9 protein-coding genes are annotated in these 16,337 nt (G+C 73.7%); 5 read left to right on the top strand and 4 right to left on the bottom strand.

Features of this window, described 5'->3' with window-relative positions; translation table 11 throughout:
- Positions 1-377: 377 nt before the first annotated feature.
- Complete coding sequence (locus tag AB852_RS14050) at positions 378-926, bottom strand: MarR family winged helix-turn-helix transcriptional regulator (protein WP_073787541.1); 549 nt, start codon at positions 924-926, stop codon at positions 378-380.
- Between the two features lie 102 nt (positions 927-1,028).
- Here AB852_RS14050 and AB852_RS14045 point away from each other — a divergent pair, with 102 nt between their 5' ends.
- Positions 1,029-2,318 carry an MFS transporter gene (locus AB852_RS14045; protein WP_073787539.1) on the top strand — a complete coding sequence of 430 codons (1,290 nt, stop codon included), beginning with the start codon at positions 1,029-1,031 and terminating at the stop codon, positions 2,316-2,318.
- 162 nt (positions 2,319-2,480) lie between these two features.
- Here the strand turns inward: AB852_RS14045 and AB852_RS14040 are convergent, their stop codons facing one another.
- Positions 2,481-4,133, bottom strand: a complete 1,653-nt coding sequence (locus tag AB852_RS14040; RefSeq protein ID WP_073787537.1) for an ATP-binding SpoIIE family protein phosphatase — start codon at positions 4,131-4,133, stop codon at positions 2,481-2,483.
- Positions 4,134-4,255: 122 nt separating this feature from the next.
- The gene (locus AB852_RS14035; RefSeq protein ID WP_281257786.1) at positions 4,256-5,650 is read right to left on the bottom strand and encodes an NAD(P)/FAD-dependent oxidoreductase; all 1,395 of its coding nucleotides are present in this window, start codon (positions 5,648-5,650) and stop codon (positions 4,256-4,258) included.
- A 402-nt stretch (positions 5,651-6,052) separates the two neighbouring features.
- On the opposite strand from AB852_RS14035, the gene AB852_RS14030 reads away from it, so the two are divergent.
- Both AB852_RS14030 and AB852_RS14025 read left to right on the top strand, forming a co-directional pair.
- Positions 6,053-6,958 carry a TetR/AcrR family transcriptional regulator gene (locus tag AB852_RS14030; protein ID WP_073787533.1) on the top strand — a complete coding sequence of 302 codons (906 nt, stop codon included), beginning with the start codon at positions 6,053-6,055 and terminating at the stop codon, positions 6,956-6,958.
- 796 nt (positions 6,959-7,754) lie between these two features.
- Positions 7,755-9,965, top strand: coding sequence for a sigma-70 family RNA polymerase sigma factor (locus tag AB852_RS14025; protein WP_073787919.1), 2,211 nt, complete (start codon positions 7,755-7,757; stop codon positions 9,963-9,965).
- A gap of 552 nt (positions 9,966-10,517) precedes the next feature.
- Here the strand turns inward: AB852_RS14025 and AB852_RS14020 are convergent.
- Positions 10,518-12,617: an asparagine synthase-related protein gene (locus AB852_RS14020; protein ID WP_073787531.1), complete on the bottom strand. Its 2,100-nt coding sequence runs from the start codon at positions 12,615-12,617 to the stop codon at positions 10,518-10,520.
- A gap of 921 nt (positions 12,618-13,538) precedes the next feature.
- On the opposite strand from AB852_RS14020, the gene AB852_RS14015 reads away from it, so the two are divergent.
- Complete coding sequence (locus tag AB852_RS14015; protein WP_073787529.1) at positions 13,539-14,960, top strand: NsdA family TPR-like regulatory protein; 1,422 nt, start codon at positions 13,539-13,541, stop codon at positions 14,958-14,960.
- A gap of 113 nt (positions 14,961-15,073) precedes the next feature.
- Complete coding sequence (lhgO, locus tag AB852_RS14010; protein WP_245876744.1) at positions 15,074-16,285, top strand: L-2-hydroxyglutarate oxidase; 1,212 nt, start codon at positions 15,074-15,076, stop codon at positions 16,283-16,285.
- The last annotated feature ends 52 nt before the right edge of the window (positions 16,286-16,337 follow it).

The raw sequence follows: 16,337 nt of genomic DNA, 5'->3' as shown, positions 1-16,337 counted from the left end.
TCCGGGAAAACCGCTTCCGCGCTTTTCCTTTCCGGCGGTTCCGACTCTATCAGATCCTTTCGGGCCTGATCCCCGGTCAGCGGGGTTTGTCTTTCCGGCTGTTGGGCCGTTCCGACGTCCCAGACTCTAGCGGGTTCGTCCGGGGACTCATAATCGAGTTCCTTGCCCGGGTTCCCCCTGCTCGCCGTGCCCATTCTGTTCTTCGAAATTGAATTCGGACATGCCGAAATCAATCCCGTGGAAGGGGCCTGACTGGAGAGTTTGTTGCCGCAGTAGCGGCGGGAGATGCTGACGCAGAACCGTTACGGCTCGGCGGCAACTCGGAGAACCTTACGGATCGGCCCGATGCCTGTCAACCGCCGCAGGTCAACATATTTTCAGTCGAGGTCGGTGAGGCGTCCGCCGGCGTCCGGCTGGGCGTGCTCCACGCGGCGCAGCAGGCGGGTGAGGACCTCGCCGAGCACCGAGCGCTCCCCGGTGGAGAGGTCCTGGAGGAGGTCCTCCTCGAAGACGGCCGCGAGCTGCATGGCCTCCAGCCACTTCTGCCGGCCGTCGTCGGTGAGCTCGATGATCACGCGTACCCGGTTGTTCTCGTCGCGTTCGCGGGTGACGAGACCTTCGCCGACCATGCGGTCGATGCGGTGGGTCATGGCGGCGGGGGTGAGTCCGAGCCGCTTGGCGAGGTCGCCGGGTCCCAGTTGGTAGGGGGCGCCGGAGAGGACGAGTGCCTTGAGGACCTCCCACTCGGCGTTGCTGATGCCGAGGGTCGAGGTCTGGCGCCCGTACGCGACGTTCATGCGGCGGTTCAGCCGGCCGAGGGCCGAGACGATCTTCTCGACCTGGGGGTCGAGGTCCTGGTACTCGCGCTGGTAGGCGGCGATCTGTTCGTCGAGGCTCGGCTCGTCCGCGGACGGGGTGTGAGGCATGGCCGCAGTATGGCACGGACCCGGTTGGCATCGAAGTCCTTCTGTGTGTATTGTTAACGCTCTAACTTTAGCTTCGAAGTCTTCATGTCTAAGGCAGGTGAAATGACCAGGGCGATGGGCGCGGCGATGCGCCGGATCCAGATGGGCAGCGCACTGAGTGCGTTCGGCATCGGGTTCACGGTTCCGTTCCTCTATGTCTATGTGGCGAAGGTGCGGGATCTGGGCTCGACCACGGCGGGCCTCGTGCTCGCCGCGTTCGCCGTGGCGGCGCTGATCGCCCTGCCCTTCGTCGGCCGGGTGATCGACCGCCGCGGACCGCTTCCCGTGGTGGTGGCCGCGTCCGTCACCGCGTCGGTGGGCGCGCTGGCGCTCGGTATGTCCGGTACGGCGACGACGGCGGTCCTGTCGGCCGCGGTCCTCGGCGCGGGTACGGCCGTGATGCAGCCCGCGCTCGCCACGATGATCGTGTGGTGCTCCCCTCCCGCGTCGCGCACCCGCGCGTTCGCCACCCAGTTCTTCCTCCAGAACCTGGGGCTCGGCCTCGGCGGCCTCATCGGCGGCCAGATCGTCGACGAGCACCGGCCGGGCTCGTTCACCACGCTGTTCCTGATCGAGGCCGTGATGTTCCTGGTGCTCGGGGCGATAGCGGCCGGGGTACGGATACCCAAGGCCGCGGGCGTCGCGGGTGCTCCGGGGCGCGGTGAGCGGCCGGCGGGCGGCGGTCTGCGCGCGCTGCTCCAGCACCGCGCGATGGTGCAGCTCATGGTGCTGGGCTTCGTGCTGTTCTTCGCCTGCTATGGACAGTTCGAGTCGGGGCTGTCGGCGTACGGCGTCGAGGCGGCCGGGATCTCCCCGTCCACGCTCGGTATCGCGCTCGCGGCCAACACCGCGGTGATCGTGATCGCGCAGTTCGCGGTGCTCCGTTTCGTCGAGTACCGCAAGCGGTCCCGGGTGATCGCGTCCGTCGGGCTGATCTGGGCCGTCGCCTGGGCCGCCGCGGCGTACGCCGGGCTGGGCAACGGCAGCCAGGCCATGGCCACGGCGGCGTTCATCTCGACGTACGCGCTGTTCGGGCTGGGTGAGTCGCTGCTGTCGCCGACGGTCGCGCCGCTGGTCGCGGATCTCGCGCCCGGCGGGATGGTGGGCCAGTACAACTCGGCGTTCGCCCTGGTGAAGCAGCTGGCGCTCGCGGTGGGTCCGGCGGTGGGCGGCCCGATGGGTGCCTCGCTGCACGGCCCGTACGTGGTGACGTTCTTCTTGTTCTCGCTCGGTATCACCTATCTGGCGATACGCCTGGGCAGGGAGCTGACCCCGGTGCAGAACCAGCCGTCGCTCGCGGCGCCGCGGGTCGTGGCGCTGAGCAAGCCGGAGCAGGAGCACGCGGCGGTGTAGCCGTGGCCCCCGGGCCGTGCCGTCCGGGTCCTGGCCTCGGCCGCGATCCGGACGCTCCCGTCCGTACCCGCCCTCCCCCTATCCGTCCCCGGGGGAGGGCGGCGTCACATCCGGGCGCTCATGTCCAGGCCGTCACCTGTCTGCGGTGTCACCCCTGGGGCGTCACAGCTGGGGGAGGGTGAATTCGCACCAGACGGCCTTGCCACCGCCGGGGGTGCGGCGCGAGCCCCAGTTCGTGGCGATGGTGGCGACGATCGCGATGCCTCGGCCGGCCTCGTCGGCCGGTTCGGCGCGGCGGCGGCGCGGCAGATGGTCGTCGCCGTCGGTGACCTCGATGATCAGACGGCGGTCCGTGCGGCGCAGCCGCAGCCGCATCGGCGGGGTGCCGTGCTGGAGGGAGTTCGCGACGAGCTCGCTGGCGGCGAGGACACCCAGGTCGTGCAGATCGGGCGGGAAGCGCCAGCTGGCGAGGACCCCGGAGGCGAAGGCACGCGCGCGGGGCGCGGCCTCGACTCCGCCGAGCAGTTCCAGGGCGGCGTTGCGGAACAGCTCGCTGTCCGGGCCGGTGCGGGCGGGGTGCTGGAGGACGAGGACGGCGACATCGTCGTCATGGTCGGCGGTGACGCCCGCGCTGCGCACCAGCCGGTCGCAGACGACCTGGGGTGAGCCGGTGGCGCCGGCGAGGGCGACCTCCAGCGCGGTGACACCGTGGTCGATGTCCTCGCCCCGGCGTTCCACCAGGCCGTCGGTGTAGAGGACAGCGGTGGAGCCGGGGCCGAGGGGGACGGAGCCGGAGGCGTGGAGCCAGCCGCCGGTGCCGAGCGGGGGTCCGGTCGGTTCGGCGGCGCGGTGGACGGTGCCGTTCTCGTCGCGGACGAGGATCGGCAGATGCCCGGCGGACGCGTAGACGAGACGGCCCTCGTTCGGGTCGTGGACGGCGTAGGCGCAGGTGGCGATCTGGTTGGCGTCGATCTCGGTGGCGAGGCCGTCGAGCAGTTGCAGGACCTCGTGCGGCGGGAGGTCCAGACGGGCGTAGGCGCGGACCGCGGTGCGCAGCTGGCCCATGACAGCCGCCGCGCGTACCCCGCGGCCCATGACGTCGCCGATGACCAGGGCGGTGCGGCCGCCGCCGAGGGTGATGACGTCGTACCAGTCGCCGCCGACCGCGGCCTCGGTGCCGCCGGGGTGGTAGGTGGCGGCGACACGCAGATCGTCCGGCTCCTCCAGTTCCTGCGGGAGCAGGGAGCGCTGGAGGGTGACGGCGGTCTCGCGCTGGCTGCGTTCGCTGGCGCGCAGGCGTTCGGCGGCCTCGGCGTGGTCGGTGACGTCGGCGGCGAAGATGAGGACGCCGCCGGAGGTGCCGGGGCCGCCGAGTCCGTCGACCGGGGTGCAGGTGAAGGTGTACGAGCGGCCGCCGGGGGCCTTGCGGGACTTGACCGTGCGGGGCCGGGCGCTGCTCAGCACCTGGTCGAGGAGCGGCAGCAGGCTGAGGGATTCGAGCTCGGGCATGATCTCGCGCGCGGGTCCGCCGGTGGGGCGTTCGCCGAACGCGGCGGTCCAGGCGCCGTTGACGTACGCGAGGTGGTGGTCGGGGCCCTGGACCAGGGCGACGAGGGCCGGGATGCGGTCGAGGACCTCGTGGGCCGCGAGGCCGGCGACGGCGGCGGTGGGCGCGGCGGGGCCGGTGGGGTGCTCGGCGCGGGCCGCGGGCACGGAGCTGTCGCCCCGTGGCGCGGGGGAGGCGCTGTGTTCGGTCCTGGCGGCGGCGCGGCGCTGCGTTCCGGGGAGCCGGGCGCTCCAGCGCGTGAAGTTCACTGGGTAGAAGCCTCGTGGGGTCGAGGGGCGGGCGGGCCGCCCACAGGTCGCGGGAGCCAGTCTGGCCGACGGGACCGACATTCGTCAGACGCCGGACGGTCGGGGGGAGTTCCTGGCTCCGGTCAGGTCGACCCCTTCGGGTCGTCGGGGTGGTCCTTACCGGCCGCGAGTTCGAATTCCGCCCTGGGGTGTTCGAGTGAACCCAGGGAGACGATCTCGCGTTTGAAGAGACCGGCGAGGGTCCATTCGGCGAGTACGCGTGCCTTGCGGTTGGCGGTCGGCACACGGCTGAGGTGGTAGAGGCGGTGCATCAACCAGGCAGGGTAGCCCTTGAACTCGCGTCCGCGGACCTGGGCGACGCCTTTGTGGAGGCCGAGTGAGGCGACGGAGCTCGTACAGCGGTACTCGTACGGGGTGAGCGGGCGCTGGTGGAGGGTGGCGGCGATGTTGTCGCCGAGGACGCGGGCCTGGCGCAGGGCGTGCTGCGCGTTGGGCGCGGTGTCGGTGCCGGGGGCGGTGAGGTCGGGGACGGCGGCGGCGTCACCGGCGCCCCAGGCGTGGGGGGCGCCTTCGACGGTGAGGTGGGCGGTGCACCTGAGGCGCCCGTTGTCGGTGAGGGGGAGGTCGGTGGCGGTGAGCAGCGGGTGGGGTTTGACGCCCGCGGTCCAGACGAGGGTGCGGGTGGGGAAGCGGGTGCCGTCGCTGAGGGTGGCGACGCGGTCCGCGCAGCTGTCGAGCCGGGTGCGCAGCCGTACGTCGACGCCCCGGCGGCGCAGGGCGCTGAGGGTGTAGGCGCCCATGGCGGCGTCGACCTCGGGGAGGATGCGGTCCGACGCCTCGACGAGGACCCACTTCATGTCGTCGGGGGTGATGTTGCGGTAGTACCGCGCGGTGTAGCGGGCCATGTCCTCCAGCTCGCCGAGCGCTTCGACGCCCGCGTAGCCGCCGCCGACGAAGACGAAGGTGAGGGCGGCGTCACGGATGGCGGGGTCGCGGGTGGAGGAGGCGATGTCCATCTGCTCGATGACGTGGTTGCGCAGCCCGATGGCCTCCTCGACGGTGCGGAAGCCGATGCCGTGTTCGGCGAGGCCGGGGACCGGGAGGGTGCGGGAGACGGAGCCGGGGGCGAGGACCAGTTCGTCGTAGGTCAGGGCGGTCGTGCCGGCGCCCTCCTCGGCGGTGGCGAGGGTGCTGATGGTGGCGGTGCGTTTGGTGTGGTCGACGGAGTGCGCCTCGCCGACGACGACACGGCAGCGGTCGAGGACACGGCGCAGGGGGACGACGACATGGCGGGGGGAGATCGATCCGGCGGCGGCCTCCGGGAGGAACGGCTTGTAGGTCATGTACGGGTCGGGGGTGACCACCACGACCTCGGCGGTGCCCCGCTTGATCTCCGGTGCGAGCGTCCGCTGGAGCCGCAGGGCCGTGTACATCCCGACGTAGCCACCACCGATCACGAGGACGCGGGTGGCGGGCGTCGGTCCGGGGGGTGTGCCCGGGGGGTTGGCAGCCTTCACCCACCCATGACGCAACGGGCTCGGGAGTTTGTCCACAGCCTGAGCAATTTGTGTGACCGGAAGTGGCGCGCGGGGGGTGCGGGAGGGGAGGGGCCGCGGCACGCGGCGTGTTCCCGCTCATCCTGAGGATGTGCAGGTCAGAGGGTGGGAGCGGGACCATGGGAAGTGGTGCATTCAGGGTGTAACCGGTGCGTACCCCGATCGGGTGGCCGGTGTGGCGGAACGTGGCCCTTCGCAATCTCCCCCGGCTCAACTATGTTCGTGGGACGTCGGGGTGTCGGGGGACACACTCGGCGGGCCCACCCACGGGGGCCCGTCCCACGCGCTTCCGTTCCCCGTGCTCCGGCTGCCGACGGCGGGGAGAGTCTCCGGGGGGAGACGTCTGAAACCGGGGGAACACATATGCATACGCAGGATCAGCAGTGGGCGACGGCGACCGCGACCGCCATCTCGTCGGGCGTCGCCACGGGGGGCGGGGGCCGGGGTCTGCCCGATCCCGGGCGGACCGCGCCGTTGCGGGTGGACGCCCAGCGGAATCTGGAGCATGTGCTGCGCGCGGCACGTGAGGTCTTCGGTGAGCTGGGGTACGGGGCGCCGATGGAGGACGTGGCCCGCCGTGCGCGGGTCGGCGTCGGCACGGTGTACCGGCGGTTCCCGAGCAAGGACGTACTGGTGCGGCGGATCGCCGAGGAGGAGACCTCCCGGCTGACCGAGCAGGCACGGGCCGCGCTGGGGCAGGAGGACGAGCCCTGGTCGGCCCTGTCGCGGTTCCTGCGGACCTCGGTGGCGTCGGGCGCGGGGCGGCTGCTGCCGCCGCATGTGCTGCGCGTCGGGGTCGACGACGCGCACGAGGAGACCCGGGTGCCGCAGCAGCGGGGGGCGGTGCCGCCGGCCGGTGAGGGCGCGCCCGCCCCGGCGATGTCCTCGCTGTCCGGGGCGGGTTCCCCGTACGTCGCCCCTGGTGGGGTGGGCGAGAGCCGGGTCGTGGAGCAGCGGGGGGCCGGGGTGGTCGTCGCCGGTGCCGCCGTCGGTCCCACCATCGGTGGCGCGGTCGGTACGGCCGCCGGTTCGGCCGCCTCGGAGGCGGCGATGGCCGCGGACGCCGGGGCCGACGCGTTGCTGGAGGTGGTGGGGCGGCTGGTCGACCGGGCGCGGGGGGCCGGTGAGCTGCGGGCGGATGTGACCGTGTCCGACGTGCTGCTCGTGATCGCGACGGCGGCGCCTTCGTTGCCGGACGCGGTGCAACAGGCAGCGGCGTCGGCGCGGTTGCTGGACATTCTGCTGGACGGGTTGCGGTCGCGTCCGTAGTCCCTTGGTGGGCCGGCCCCGTGGTCCCTTGGTGGGCCGGCCCTGTGGTCCCTTGGTGGGCCGGCCCTGTGGTCCCTTGGCGGGTCGGCCCTGTGCCTGTCGGGGCCCGTACCTGTGGGGCCCGGCCCCTGGTTGGCCCCGTCCCTTGCGGGGCTTTCCGGGTGGGGTCCGGTCGTCTTTGGCCGGGGCGGCGGGGTTCGTGGTGCTGGGCGTACTTGTCGCTGTGCGGGGCGCTCGTGGGGTGCGCGGTTCCTCGCGCCCCTGGGGTTCCACGGGTGGGCGTACTTGTTTCCGTGCCGGTTCCCCGTGGGTGCGCGGTTCCTCACGCCCCTGGGTGCTGCCCCTTGGGGCTTGTTCTCCGGGTGCGGGTCGGCCCTCGTCCTTGCGCAGTTCCCCGCGCCCCTTTGGGGCGCCCCTGTCCCTGTGCGGGTTCTCCGTGGGGTGGGTACGGAGGTGGGGGCCTGGCGGTAGGGCGGGAACTCGCCAAAATCCTGGGGGTGCCGGGGGCGGGGTGGGTGGCAACGTGACGAAATCGGCTCACGCCTCCGATGGGGAGGCCGTACGGGGTTCGACCCTGTGAGCAATTCACCTGAACAGCCTTAAATCACCCACCCGATGGGCCGAGTTGGCTGGATATCGGTGACCGGAATCCGCACTGGGTTCCTGGGGGGAAAGGTGCGGAGTTCCGGTAAGACGCCCCGGATGAGTGGTTGATGGTGGTACCAGCTGAGTAGATGACAGCCGTGTGGCACTCTTGCCCGGTGGTCTTTGAGTGTACGGACGGGTGCTTTCCGTGATGGGCGTTGACGGGCCGGAGGAGTCGAAGGGCGGCACGACAGGGGGAGCCGACGACCCCTCGCCGCCCCAAGTACCCCGCCAGGCAGGCCCGGAGGGACCGGGCGACGCCGGGTCCGGACCGGCATCCGGCGGCACGTCCGACGCAGCCGACCCGGCCACCACCGCGGCCCCGTCCACCCCACCGGACACAGGCGTACCGCAGCAGCGGGAGCACGAGGAACCCCGGCGCGAGGAGCACCCGGCGGACGATCCCGGTGCCCCGTCCGGCGCCGACACACCGCCGTCCGACGCCGAGCTGATCGGGCGCATGCGCGCGGGTGACGACACGGCGTACGGGGAGCTGTACCGGCGCCACGCGGGCGCCGTGCGCCGCTACGCGCGGACCTGCTGCCGTGACGGGCACACCGCCGAGGACCTCACGGCGGAGGTCTTCGCACGGATGCTCCAGGCCGTGCGCGGGGGTTCGGGGCCGCAGCACGCGGTGCGGGCGTATCTGCTGACGACGGTCCGCCGTGTCGCCGCGAACTGGACGAAGTCCGCGAAACGGGAACAACTGGTCGACGACTTCGCCGTGTTCGCCGCGCAGGCGGACCGGGGGTCGGAGGTGCCCGGTGACGGGTCCGTCGACCTGGGGGCGGACGTCCGCGCCATGCAGGAGGCCGAGCGGTCGATGGCGATGCGCGCCTTCCGCAGCCTTCCCGAGCGCTGGCAGGCCGTGCTGTGGCACACGGAGGTCGAGGACGAGTCCCCGAGCGATGTCGCCACCCTCTTCGGACTGGACGCCAACGGCACCCGGGTCCTGGCCAGCCGCGCCCGCGAGGGCCTCAAGCAGGCGTACCTCCAGGCACATGTCAGTGCCGCGCTCACCGCGAGCGAGCAGTGCGCCAGTTACGCGGACCGGCTCGGCGCGTACGCCCGGGGCGGGCTGCGCAGCCGGGCCGAGCGGGGGCTGCGCAAGCATCTGGAGGAGTGCGCCAAGTGCCGGCTGGCGGCGGGCCAGATCAAGGAGGTCGCGGGTGGCATCCCCGCGGTCGTACCGGTCGCCGTCATCGGCTGGTTCGGTGCCGCCGGGTACGCGAAGGTGGCCGCCCTCGTCGGGGGCGGTACCGCGAGCGCGGGTGCGGCCGGTGCCGCGGCCGCCGCGCAGGGCGGTGCCGCCGGTGCCGCCGGTGCCTCGGGGGGTGCGGGTGCCGCCGGTGCCGGTGCCTCGGGTGCCGGTGCCTCCGGTGCGGGTGCTTCCGGTGCCGGTGCCTCCGGTGCGGGTGCTTCGGGTGCGGGTGCTTCCGGTGCGGGTGCTTCCGGTTCCGGGGGCGGGGGTGCGCTCTCCGAGGCCGTCGGAGGGCCCGTCAAGGCCGGGATCGGGGCGGCCGTCGCGATCGCGGTGGCCGTGGCGGTCGCGTTCGCGCTCGTCGGCGGGGAGAAGCCCGAGCCGGACCGGCCCCGGGCGCAGCCTCCCGTCTCGCATCCCGAGGCGCCGCCGCCCGTGGCCGCGCCGGAGGAGGCGCCGGAGCCCGCGCCGGTGCGCCCCGCGCCCCCGGTGGCGCGTGCGGCCGAGCCCGCGCCGGAGCCCGCGCCGTCGGAGGCCGAGCCTTCGCCGCGGCCGACACCGCCGAAGCCCTCGCCCTCCCCCGAGGCCGAGCCCACGCCGTCGCCTGAGCCGACGCCCTCGCCGTCCGCCTCGCCGTCGCCCTCACCCACGCCGAGTCCGCCGGCCGCCCCGCGTCCCACTCCTTCCCCTCCCAGCTCACCGCCCCCGCCGGAGCCGACACCGCCCGCACCCGTCGTCTACCAGTGGAGCGAGCTGGCGTACGGCGACCTGGGGGACGGGACCGCGCCCGAGATGCGGTACGGGGAGAGCTCCTGGGTGTGGCAGCGGCAGGGGCTGCGGATGGGTGGGCAGGCGTACGGGCGCGGGGTCACCGTGCACGGCACGTCGTCCGTGACCATCGACCTGAACCGTGAGTGCAGTGCCTACGAGGCGGTGGTCGGCATCGACGATCTCGCGATGGGCAACGGGGTCGTGCGGTTCTCCGTGTACGCGGACGGGGTGCCGTTGTGGCAGTCGCCGCTGGTGCGGGGCGGGGAGCCGGGGGTGCCGGTGCGGGTGGGGCTGTCGGGGCGGAGTGCCATTCGGTTGGTGGTGGAGCCGCACAGTTCGTTCGACACGGTGACGCTGTCCGACTGGGCGGAGTCCCGCTTCACCTGTTGACGTTCAGCGGGTCGCCTTCGCTCGCGCTTCCGAGTTCCTGTGCTGGGCGTACTTGTCCCCGTGCGGGTACTCCGTGGGTGCGCGGTTCCCCGCGGGTCGCCTTCGCTCGCGCTTCCGGGGTTCCACACCTGGACGTACCTGTCCCCGTGCGGGTCGGACGGGGGTGCGCAGTTCCTCGCGCCCCTTCGGTCGCGGCCCTTGCGGTTCCCGTTCGGGTGCGGATGGTCCTTGGTTGCTCGCGCAGTTCCCCGCGCCCCTTTGGGGGCGCCTCTTATGGCTGTCCTCAGTCTGCGGGGGTTGAACCACCCTCCTCGCGCAGGCGCTCGGCTGCGGGAGGGGGTGGGCGGGAATCTCTGCTCGCAGACTCCGATGCTCTTCAGTCGGGCAACGAAACGACCTACCGAGCGTGTCGGATCGAGGACGGAGAATCCCGACCGGCACCGACCCGAAGGACCGGCAGGGTGCGCCCCAAAGGGGCGCGGGGAACTGCGCACCCGACGAGCGACGGCACAGGGACGAAGTACGCCCCGCACAGGAAACCCAGAGCCCCGCTCAGGGCCGCGCACCCGTGCCGAGGGCTCCGCGGGCCGGGGCCACCGACCCCGTGGGCACCGCGCGTTGCCGGGCGGGCGTCCCCGTCCAGCAGGTGCCGCGCCGGGCGAGCAGCCTGCGCAGCCACAGCTCCACGGCCACCAGGTCGGCGAGCCCGTCCAGCGGCAGCGGCTCCCCCTCGGCCGCACCCCGCAGGGCCTTGCGGACGACCCGCGCCTCGACGAGCCCCGCGTCGGCCAGCAGAGGCGTGTCGAAGAGCCTCAGGAGGTCGGGCATCGCGATCCGCAACCCCGCACGGGCCGCGGTCGCGGACGGCGCGTGCGAGGGGGTGCCCCAGCCGGACGGCAGCTCGGAGATCCCCGCGCCCTCCAGGACGGTCCGCAGGATCTCCGCCCGGGCCCCGGGCCGCACCCGGAGCGCCTCGGGAAGGGCACGGCACGCGCGGACGACCTGGTTGTCGAGGAAGGGCGCGTGCAGCCGCTGGAAGCGGACCTCGGCGGCCTGTTCGAGGACCCGGAGGTCCGCGGCGTGCCGGGCGAGGGCCGCCCGCGCGCGAAAGTCACCGGGCCGCTGGCCGGGCCCGGGTCCGGGACGGCCGACCGCGTTCTGGAGCCGGCCGGACACCTCCGCCAGTGCCTCACCGGTGAGCCACCGCGCGGCGGGCCCGGGCCGCGCCCAGGTGAGGGCGGCGAGGGAGGCGCCGACGGTACCGCCGGGTTCGTCGAGGCGGCGGCGCAGCAACTGGTCGGCGAGCCGGTCGACGCCGCTGCGGTAGGGGGTGCGGGCGAGGCGGCGGGCGGCGACGTACACGCGCGCGGGGACCATCATCGACACGGAGCCCTCGGCGGTGGTGAGGGCGGCCACGGGGCGGACCAGGTGGCGTCTCTTGCGGTCCATGAGGAGGTCGGCGAGGCGCGCGGGGTGGGCGTCGAGGACCTGGCGGGCGCCGTACCCGGTGAAGTGGTCGGCGCTCCCGGCGGCGAGCCGCGCGCGGTGGCGGGCGGCGGTGACGAGGGAGGGGCCGGGTTCGTCGGTGAGGGGGCCGTCGAGGTCGGTGTACGGAAGGGTCTCCTCGCCGCCCGCGACGACGACATGGTGCAGTCGCGGGTCCGCGGCGATGGCGCCCGCGCGTTCCACCTCGGCCTCGCGGCCGGGCACGGCGAGGTCGTTGAAGGTGACGGCGAGGAGGCGTTCACCCGCGCCGCTGCCGTGCCCGAGGACGGTACCGGGCACGCCGGGCAGTCCCGCGGCGAGCAGGGCGAGGGTCGCGGAGGCGGGTCCGCCGGAGAGGTCGGCGCCGATGCCGGGGACGGGGGTGCCGCGGGCGGCGCGCCGTTCGGCGGGCCCCATACCCGGTACGGGCCCGGGGTCGATCCCGCCGCCGGGGACGTGCCGGGGGGCCGTCAGCCGCGCGCGTACGGCTTCCACGAGGGCGTCACGGACGCCGTCGACGGCGCCGGCGGCGTCGCTGGGCGGCGCGGCGACGGCGAGGGAGGTCACCGGGTCGTACCCGGCGATCTCACGGGCGCCCTGGCGCAGGATCAGGGCGTGACCGGGCGGCACCCGGTGGACGCCGAGGTAGGGCGTGGAGTCGTGCAGGGCCTCGGGGACGTCGGGGGCGGCGAGGAGGGCGGCGAGATGGCCGATGTCGAGGTGGGCCTCGACCAGGTCGGCGAGCGGGAGGGCCGCGGTGGCGTAGGCGGTGCCGCCGGACCAGGGGGTGTGGAAGACGGGGCGGGCGCCCGCGAGGTCACCGGCGACGGTGACGCGGCGGCCGATCCGGGCGACGGCGGTGTAGCTGCCGGACCAGGCGGTGAGATGGCGCAGGGCGCCGCCGCGCGCGGCGAGCAGCCCCAGCCGCAGGTCCTCGTCGCTGGCGCCGCAGGTGCCGAGGACGGCGATACGGGTGTGGGGGTCGACGGTGACGACACGCACCTCGTCGGGGCGCCAGTCGCCGACGGCCCATAGGGGATCGGGGTCACTCCACAGGAGTTGGGAGCCGACGGGCTGGAGTGCCTCGCCGTCGGGTCCGGTGGCACCGGCGGTCACCGGGCCGCTCGTTCCCGCGGTGGCAATGCTCCACCCCACCAACCACCGCATCGTCGCCTCCACGGGCTGGACAACCGTGCACCGTACGAACTCGGGACCATGCTGCCACGAAGGAGGCGTGCGGGAGCGGGCCCCGGCCGCTTCGTGCCCACCCGTACGCGCCCCTGACAAGCCCCCCTCGAACCCCCTTCGAACCCTTCGCGCTCCCCTCGCGCTCCCGCCGCGGCCCTGCGGGCGCCGTCCGCGCGGAGCTCCGGTGCGCGGCGGCCCGCTTCCCCAACTGGTGTGCCGGGTGCGGCGGGTGAGCCGTACGGGCGCACTCCTGGGCGGCCCCTCATGGGCGCACGGGAGGGGCTGGGAGGATGCGTGGGACGACCGGGGGAACGGGTGTCCCACGGGCGCGCGGGGCGACCGGTACGCGGAGGGAAAGCGCGCTCACGCGTGCGGGGGGACGCTCAAGGGCGTGACCAGCAGGGTCGATATTCGGCCAACTTGGCCGCGCCGGACCCATGAACGACATCATTGCGGACCTTGAGGGCACAACGCACGGTCCGGGAGGTGGTGTTCACCTCCCGGACCGGTCCGCCGCCCGCGGGGATGAAGGCGGCGGTGTCCCCCAGCCCACTGGAACCAGTTCAGCGGGCCGACCCACGCACGATCCATGGAAGCGGCCACCCCGGAACCGGTGAAGAGCGCACGCACGGGCGCACTGCCACACAGGCGGAGCACATGGCGCCCGGGGGGCGGACAGGCCACGGGCAACAATCCCGCCATCCGGAACTATGCCTCTTAACGCATGGGATGCGTCGAACTACGCTGTGTGTGTCTGTGTTTCACGGAGGCATATACCTCCGGGGTCGGCCACCCGCTCATTCGGTTGCCGCCCCGGGCAGAAGGCCACCGGGAGCGCATGGCGCGAATGCCGCGCGGTCACCACCGTCGCGGCAGCCGTCTGTGTCGAGGGGTGGCGCAATGTCCAGGGAGCAACGCGGGCCGAACGAAAAGCTCGGCGCCGTTCTCGCCCTCGCGGGAATCAGCAACGCCGGCCTCGCGCGCCGGGTCAACGACCTGGGCGCGCAGCGCGGCCTGACACTCCGGTACGACAAGACCTCCGTGGCCCGCTGGGTGTCCAAGGGCATGGTGCCGCAGGGCGCCGCCCCGCACCTCATCGCGGCGGCCATCGGACAGAAGCTGGGCCGCCCGGTCCCCCTGCACGAGATCGGGCTGGCGGACGCCGACCCCGCGCCCGAGGTGGGCCTCGCGTTCCCCCGGGACGTGGCCGCGGCCGTGAAGTCGGCGACCGAGCTGTACCGGCTCGATCTCGCCGGCCGCCGGACCGGCGGCGGCATCTGGCAGTCGCTCGCCGGTTCCTTCGCCGTCAGCGCCTACGCCACCCCCGCGTCCCGCTGGCTCATAACCCCGGCCGACAGCTCCGTCGCCCGCGACGCGAGCCCGGCCGAGGACAGCGTGTCGGCCCTGAAGGTCGGCCACAGCGATGTCAGCAAGCTCCGCGAGGCCGCCGAGGACGCCCGCCGCTGGGACTCCAAGTACGGCGGCGGCGACTGGCGCTCCTCCATGGTCCCCGAGTGCTTACGCGTCGAGGCGGCGCCCCTGCTGCTCGGCTCCTACTCCGACGAGGTCGGACGCGCCCTGTTCGGCGCCTCCGCCGAGCTGACCCGGCTCGCGGGCTGGATGGCCTTCGACACCGGCCAGCAGGAGGCCGCCCAGCGCTACTACATCCAGGCGCTGCGCCTCGCCCGCGCGGCGGCCGACGTCCCGCTCGGCGGCTACGTCCTGGCGTCGATGTCCCTCCAGGCGACCTACCGGGGCTTCGGCGACGAGGGCGTCGACCTCGCGCAGGCCGCCCTCGAACGCAACCGCGGGCTCGCCACCGCCCGCACCATGAGCTTCTTCCGGCTCGTCGAGGCACGCGCGCACGCGCGCGCCGGGGACGCGCACGCCGCCGGAGCGGCCCTGAAGGCCGCCGAAGGCTGGCTGGAACGCTCCCGGGACGGCGACCACGACCCGTCCTGGCTCGGCTTCTACTCGTACGACCGGTTCGCCGCCGACGCCGCCGAGTGCTACCGCGATCTGAAGGCGCCCCGCCAGGTGCGCCGCTTCACCGAACAGGCCCTGTCGAAACCCACCGAGGAGTTCGTGCGCTCCCACGGGCTGCGGCTCGTCGTGTCGGCGGTCGCCGAACTGGAGTCGGGCAACCTCGACGCGGCCTGCGCCCAGGGTGTGCGCGCCGTCGAGGTCGCCGGGCGGATCTCCTCCGCGCGCACCACCGAGTACGTCCGCGACCTGCTGCACCGGCTGGAACCGTACGGCGACGAGCCCCGCGTCATGGAGCTGCGCGAACGCGCCCGGCCCCTGCTGATGGCACCCGCCTGACCGGCTCCCGCGGAGCCCGGCGCCGCCCTCGGCCGGGGTGAGTCGCGCGATGTCCTCGGTCTCCCGGGTTTGACGGCGCTGTCAGTGGCGCAGTGCATTATCGGGAGCGGGAGGTGACACGCGTGGCGTACGACTGCGATGTGCTCGTGATCGGCGGCGGGATCGTCGGTCTGTCGACGGCGTACGCCCTGACGCGGGCCGCGCCCGGCACCCGGGTCACCGTCCTGGAGAAGGAGGACGGCCCGGCCCGGCACCAGACCGGCCGCAACAGCGGCGTCATCCACAGCGGGATCTACTACCGCCCCGGCTCCCTCAAGGCGCGGTACGCCGTCCGCGGCGCCGCCGAGATGGTCAAGTTCTGCGCCGAGTACGACATCCCCCACGAGGTCACCGGCAAGCTCATCGTGGCCACCCGCCGGGACGAGCTGCCCCGGCTGCACGGCCTCGTCCAGCGCGGCCGGGAGAACGGCATCCCCGTCCGTGAGCTGGGCCCCGCCCAGATCGTGGAGTACGAGCCCGGGGTACGGGGCCTCGCCGCCATCCAGGTCGGCACCACCGGGATCTGCGACTACCCGGCGGTCGCCCGCCGGCTGGCCGAGGTGTCCGGCGCCGAGATCCGCTACGGCACCGAGGTCGTCGCGATCGACCGCCGTCCCGACCGCGGGGTCGCCGTCCGCACCGCGCGCGGCGAGGTGCTGCGCGGCAGGGTCCTGGTGAACTGCGCGGGGCTGCACTGCGACCGGATCGCGCTGCTCACCGGCGACGACCCGGGCATGCGGATCGTCCCGTTCCGGGGGGAGTACTACGAGCTGGCGCGTCCCGAGCTGGTGCGGGGCCTGGTCTATCCGGTGCCCGACCCGGCGTTCCCGTTCCTCGGGGTGCACCTCACCCGTGGGATCGACGGCGGCGTCCACGTCGGGCCCAACGCCGTCCCCGCGCTCGCCCGCGAGGGCTACGACTGGGGCACCCTGAACCCCGCCGAGCTCGCCGGGACCCTGGCCTGGCCCGGCTCCTGGCGGATAGCGGGCCGCCACTGGCGCTACGGCGGCGGCGAGCTGCGCCGCTCCCTGTCGAAGCGGGCGTTCACCCGCGCGGTCCGCCGGCTGCTGCCGGCCGTCACCGCCGACGACCTGATACCGACCGCCGCCGGGGTCCGCGCCCAGGCCGTCCTGCGGGACGGCACCCTCGTGGACGACTTCCTGCTGCGCGAGGGCCCCCGTACGGTCCATGTGCTGAACGCCCCCTCCCCCGCGGCCACCGCCTCGCTGCCGATCGGCCGGGAGGTCGCCCGGCGCGCCCTGCGCTCCCTGACCTCGCCGAACTGAGCAGGTCATCGCCCTGCCGGGCAACCGGACCGGGGTGATCACTCGTCCCCGG

It is taken from the genome of Streptomyces uncialis, from assembly GCF_001905345.1.
Taxonomy (GTDB): Bacteria; Actinomycetota; Actinomycetes; order Streptomycetales; family Streptomycetaceae; genus Streptomyces; species Streptomyces uncialis.
This window is presented reverse-complemented; position numbering and strand designations above follow the sequence as displayed.

Excerpts from the sequence above, each read along its gene's own strand:
- AB852_RS14050 (WP_073787541.1), bottom strand. The coding sequence starts at position 926 with ATGCCTCACACCCCGTCCGCGGACGAGCCGAGCCTCGACGAACAGATC.
- AB852_RS14045 (WP_073787539.1), top strand. The coding sequence starts at position 1,029 with ATGACCAGGGCGATGGGCGCGGCGATGCGCCGGATCCAGATGGGCAGC.
- AB852_RS14030 (WP_073787533.1), top strand. The coding sequence starts at position 6,053 with ATGCATACGCAGGATCAGCAGTGGGCGACGGCGACCGCGACCGCCATC.
- AB852_RS14025 (WP_073787919.1), top strand. The coding sequence starts at position 7,755 with ATGGGCGTTGACGGGCCGGAGGAGTCGAAGGGCGGCACGACAGGGGGA.
- AB852_RS14020 (WP_073787531.1), bottom strand. The coding sequence starts at position 12,617 with ATGCGGTGGTTGGTGGGGTGGAGCATTGCCACCGCGGGAACGAGCGGC.
- AB852_RS14015 (WP_073787529.1), top strand. The coding sequence starts at position 13,539 with ATGTCCAGGGAGCAACGCGGGCCGAACGAAAAGCTCGGCGCCGTTCTC.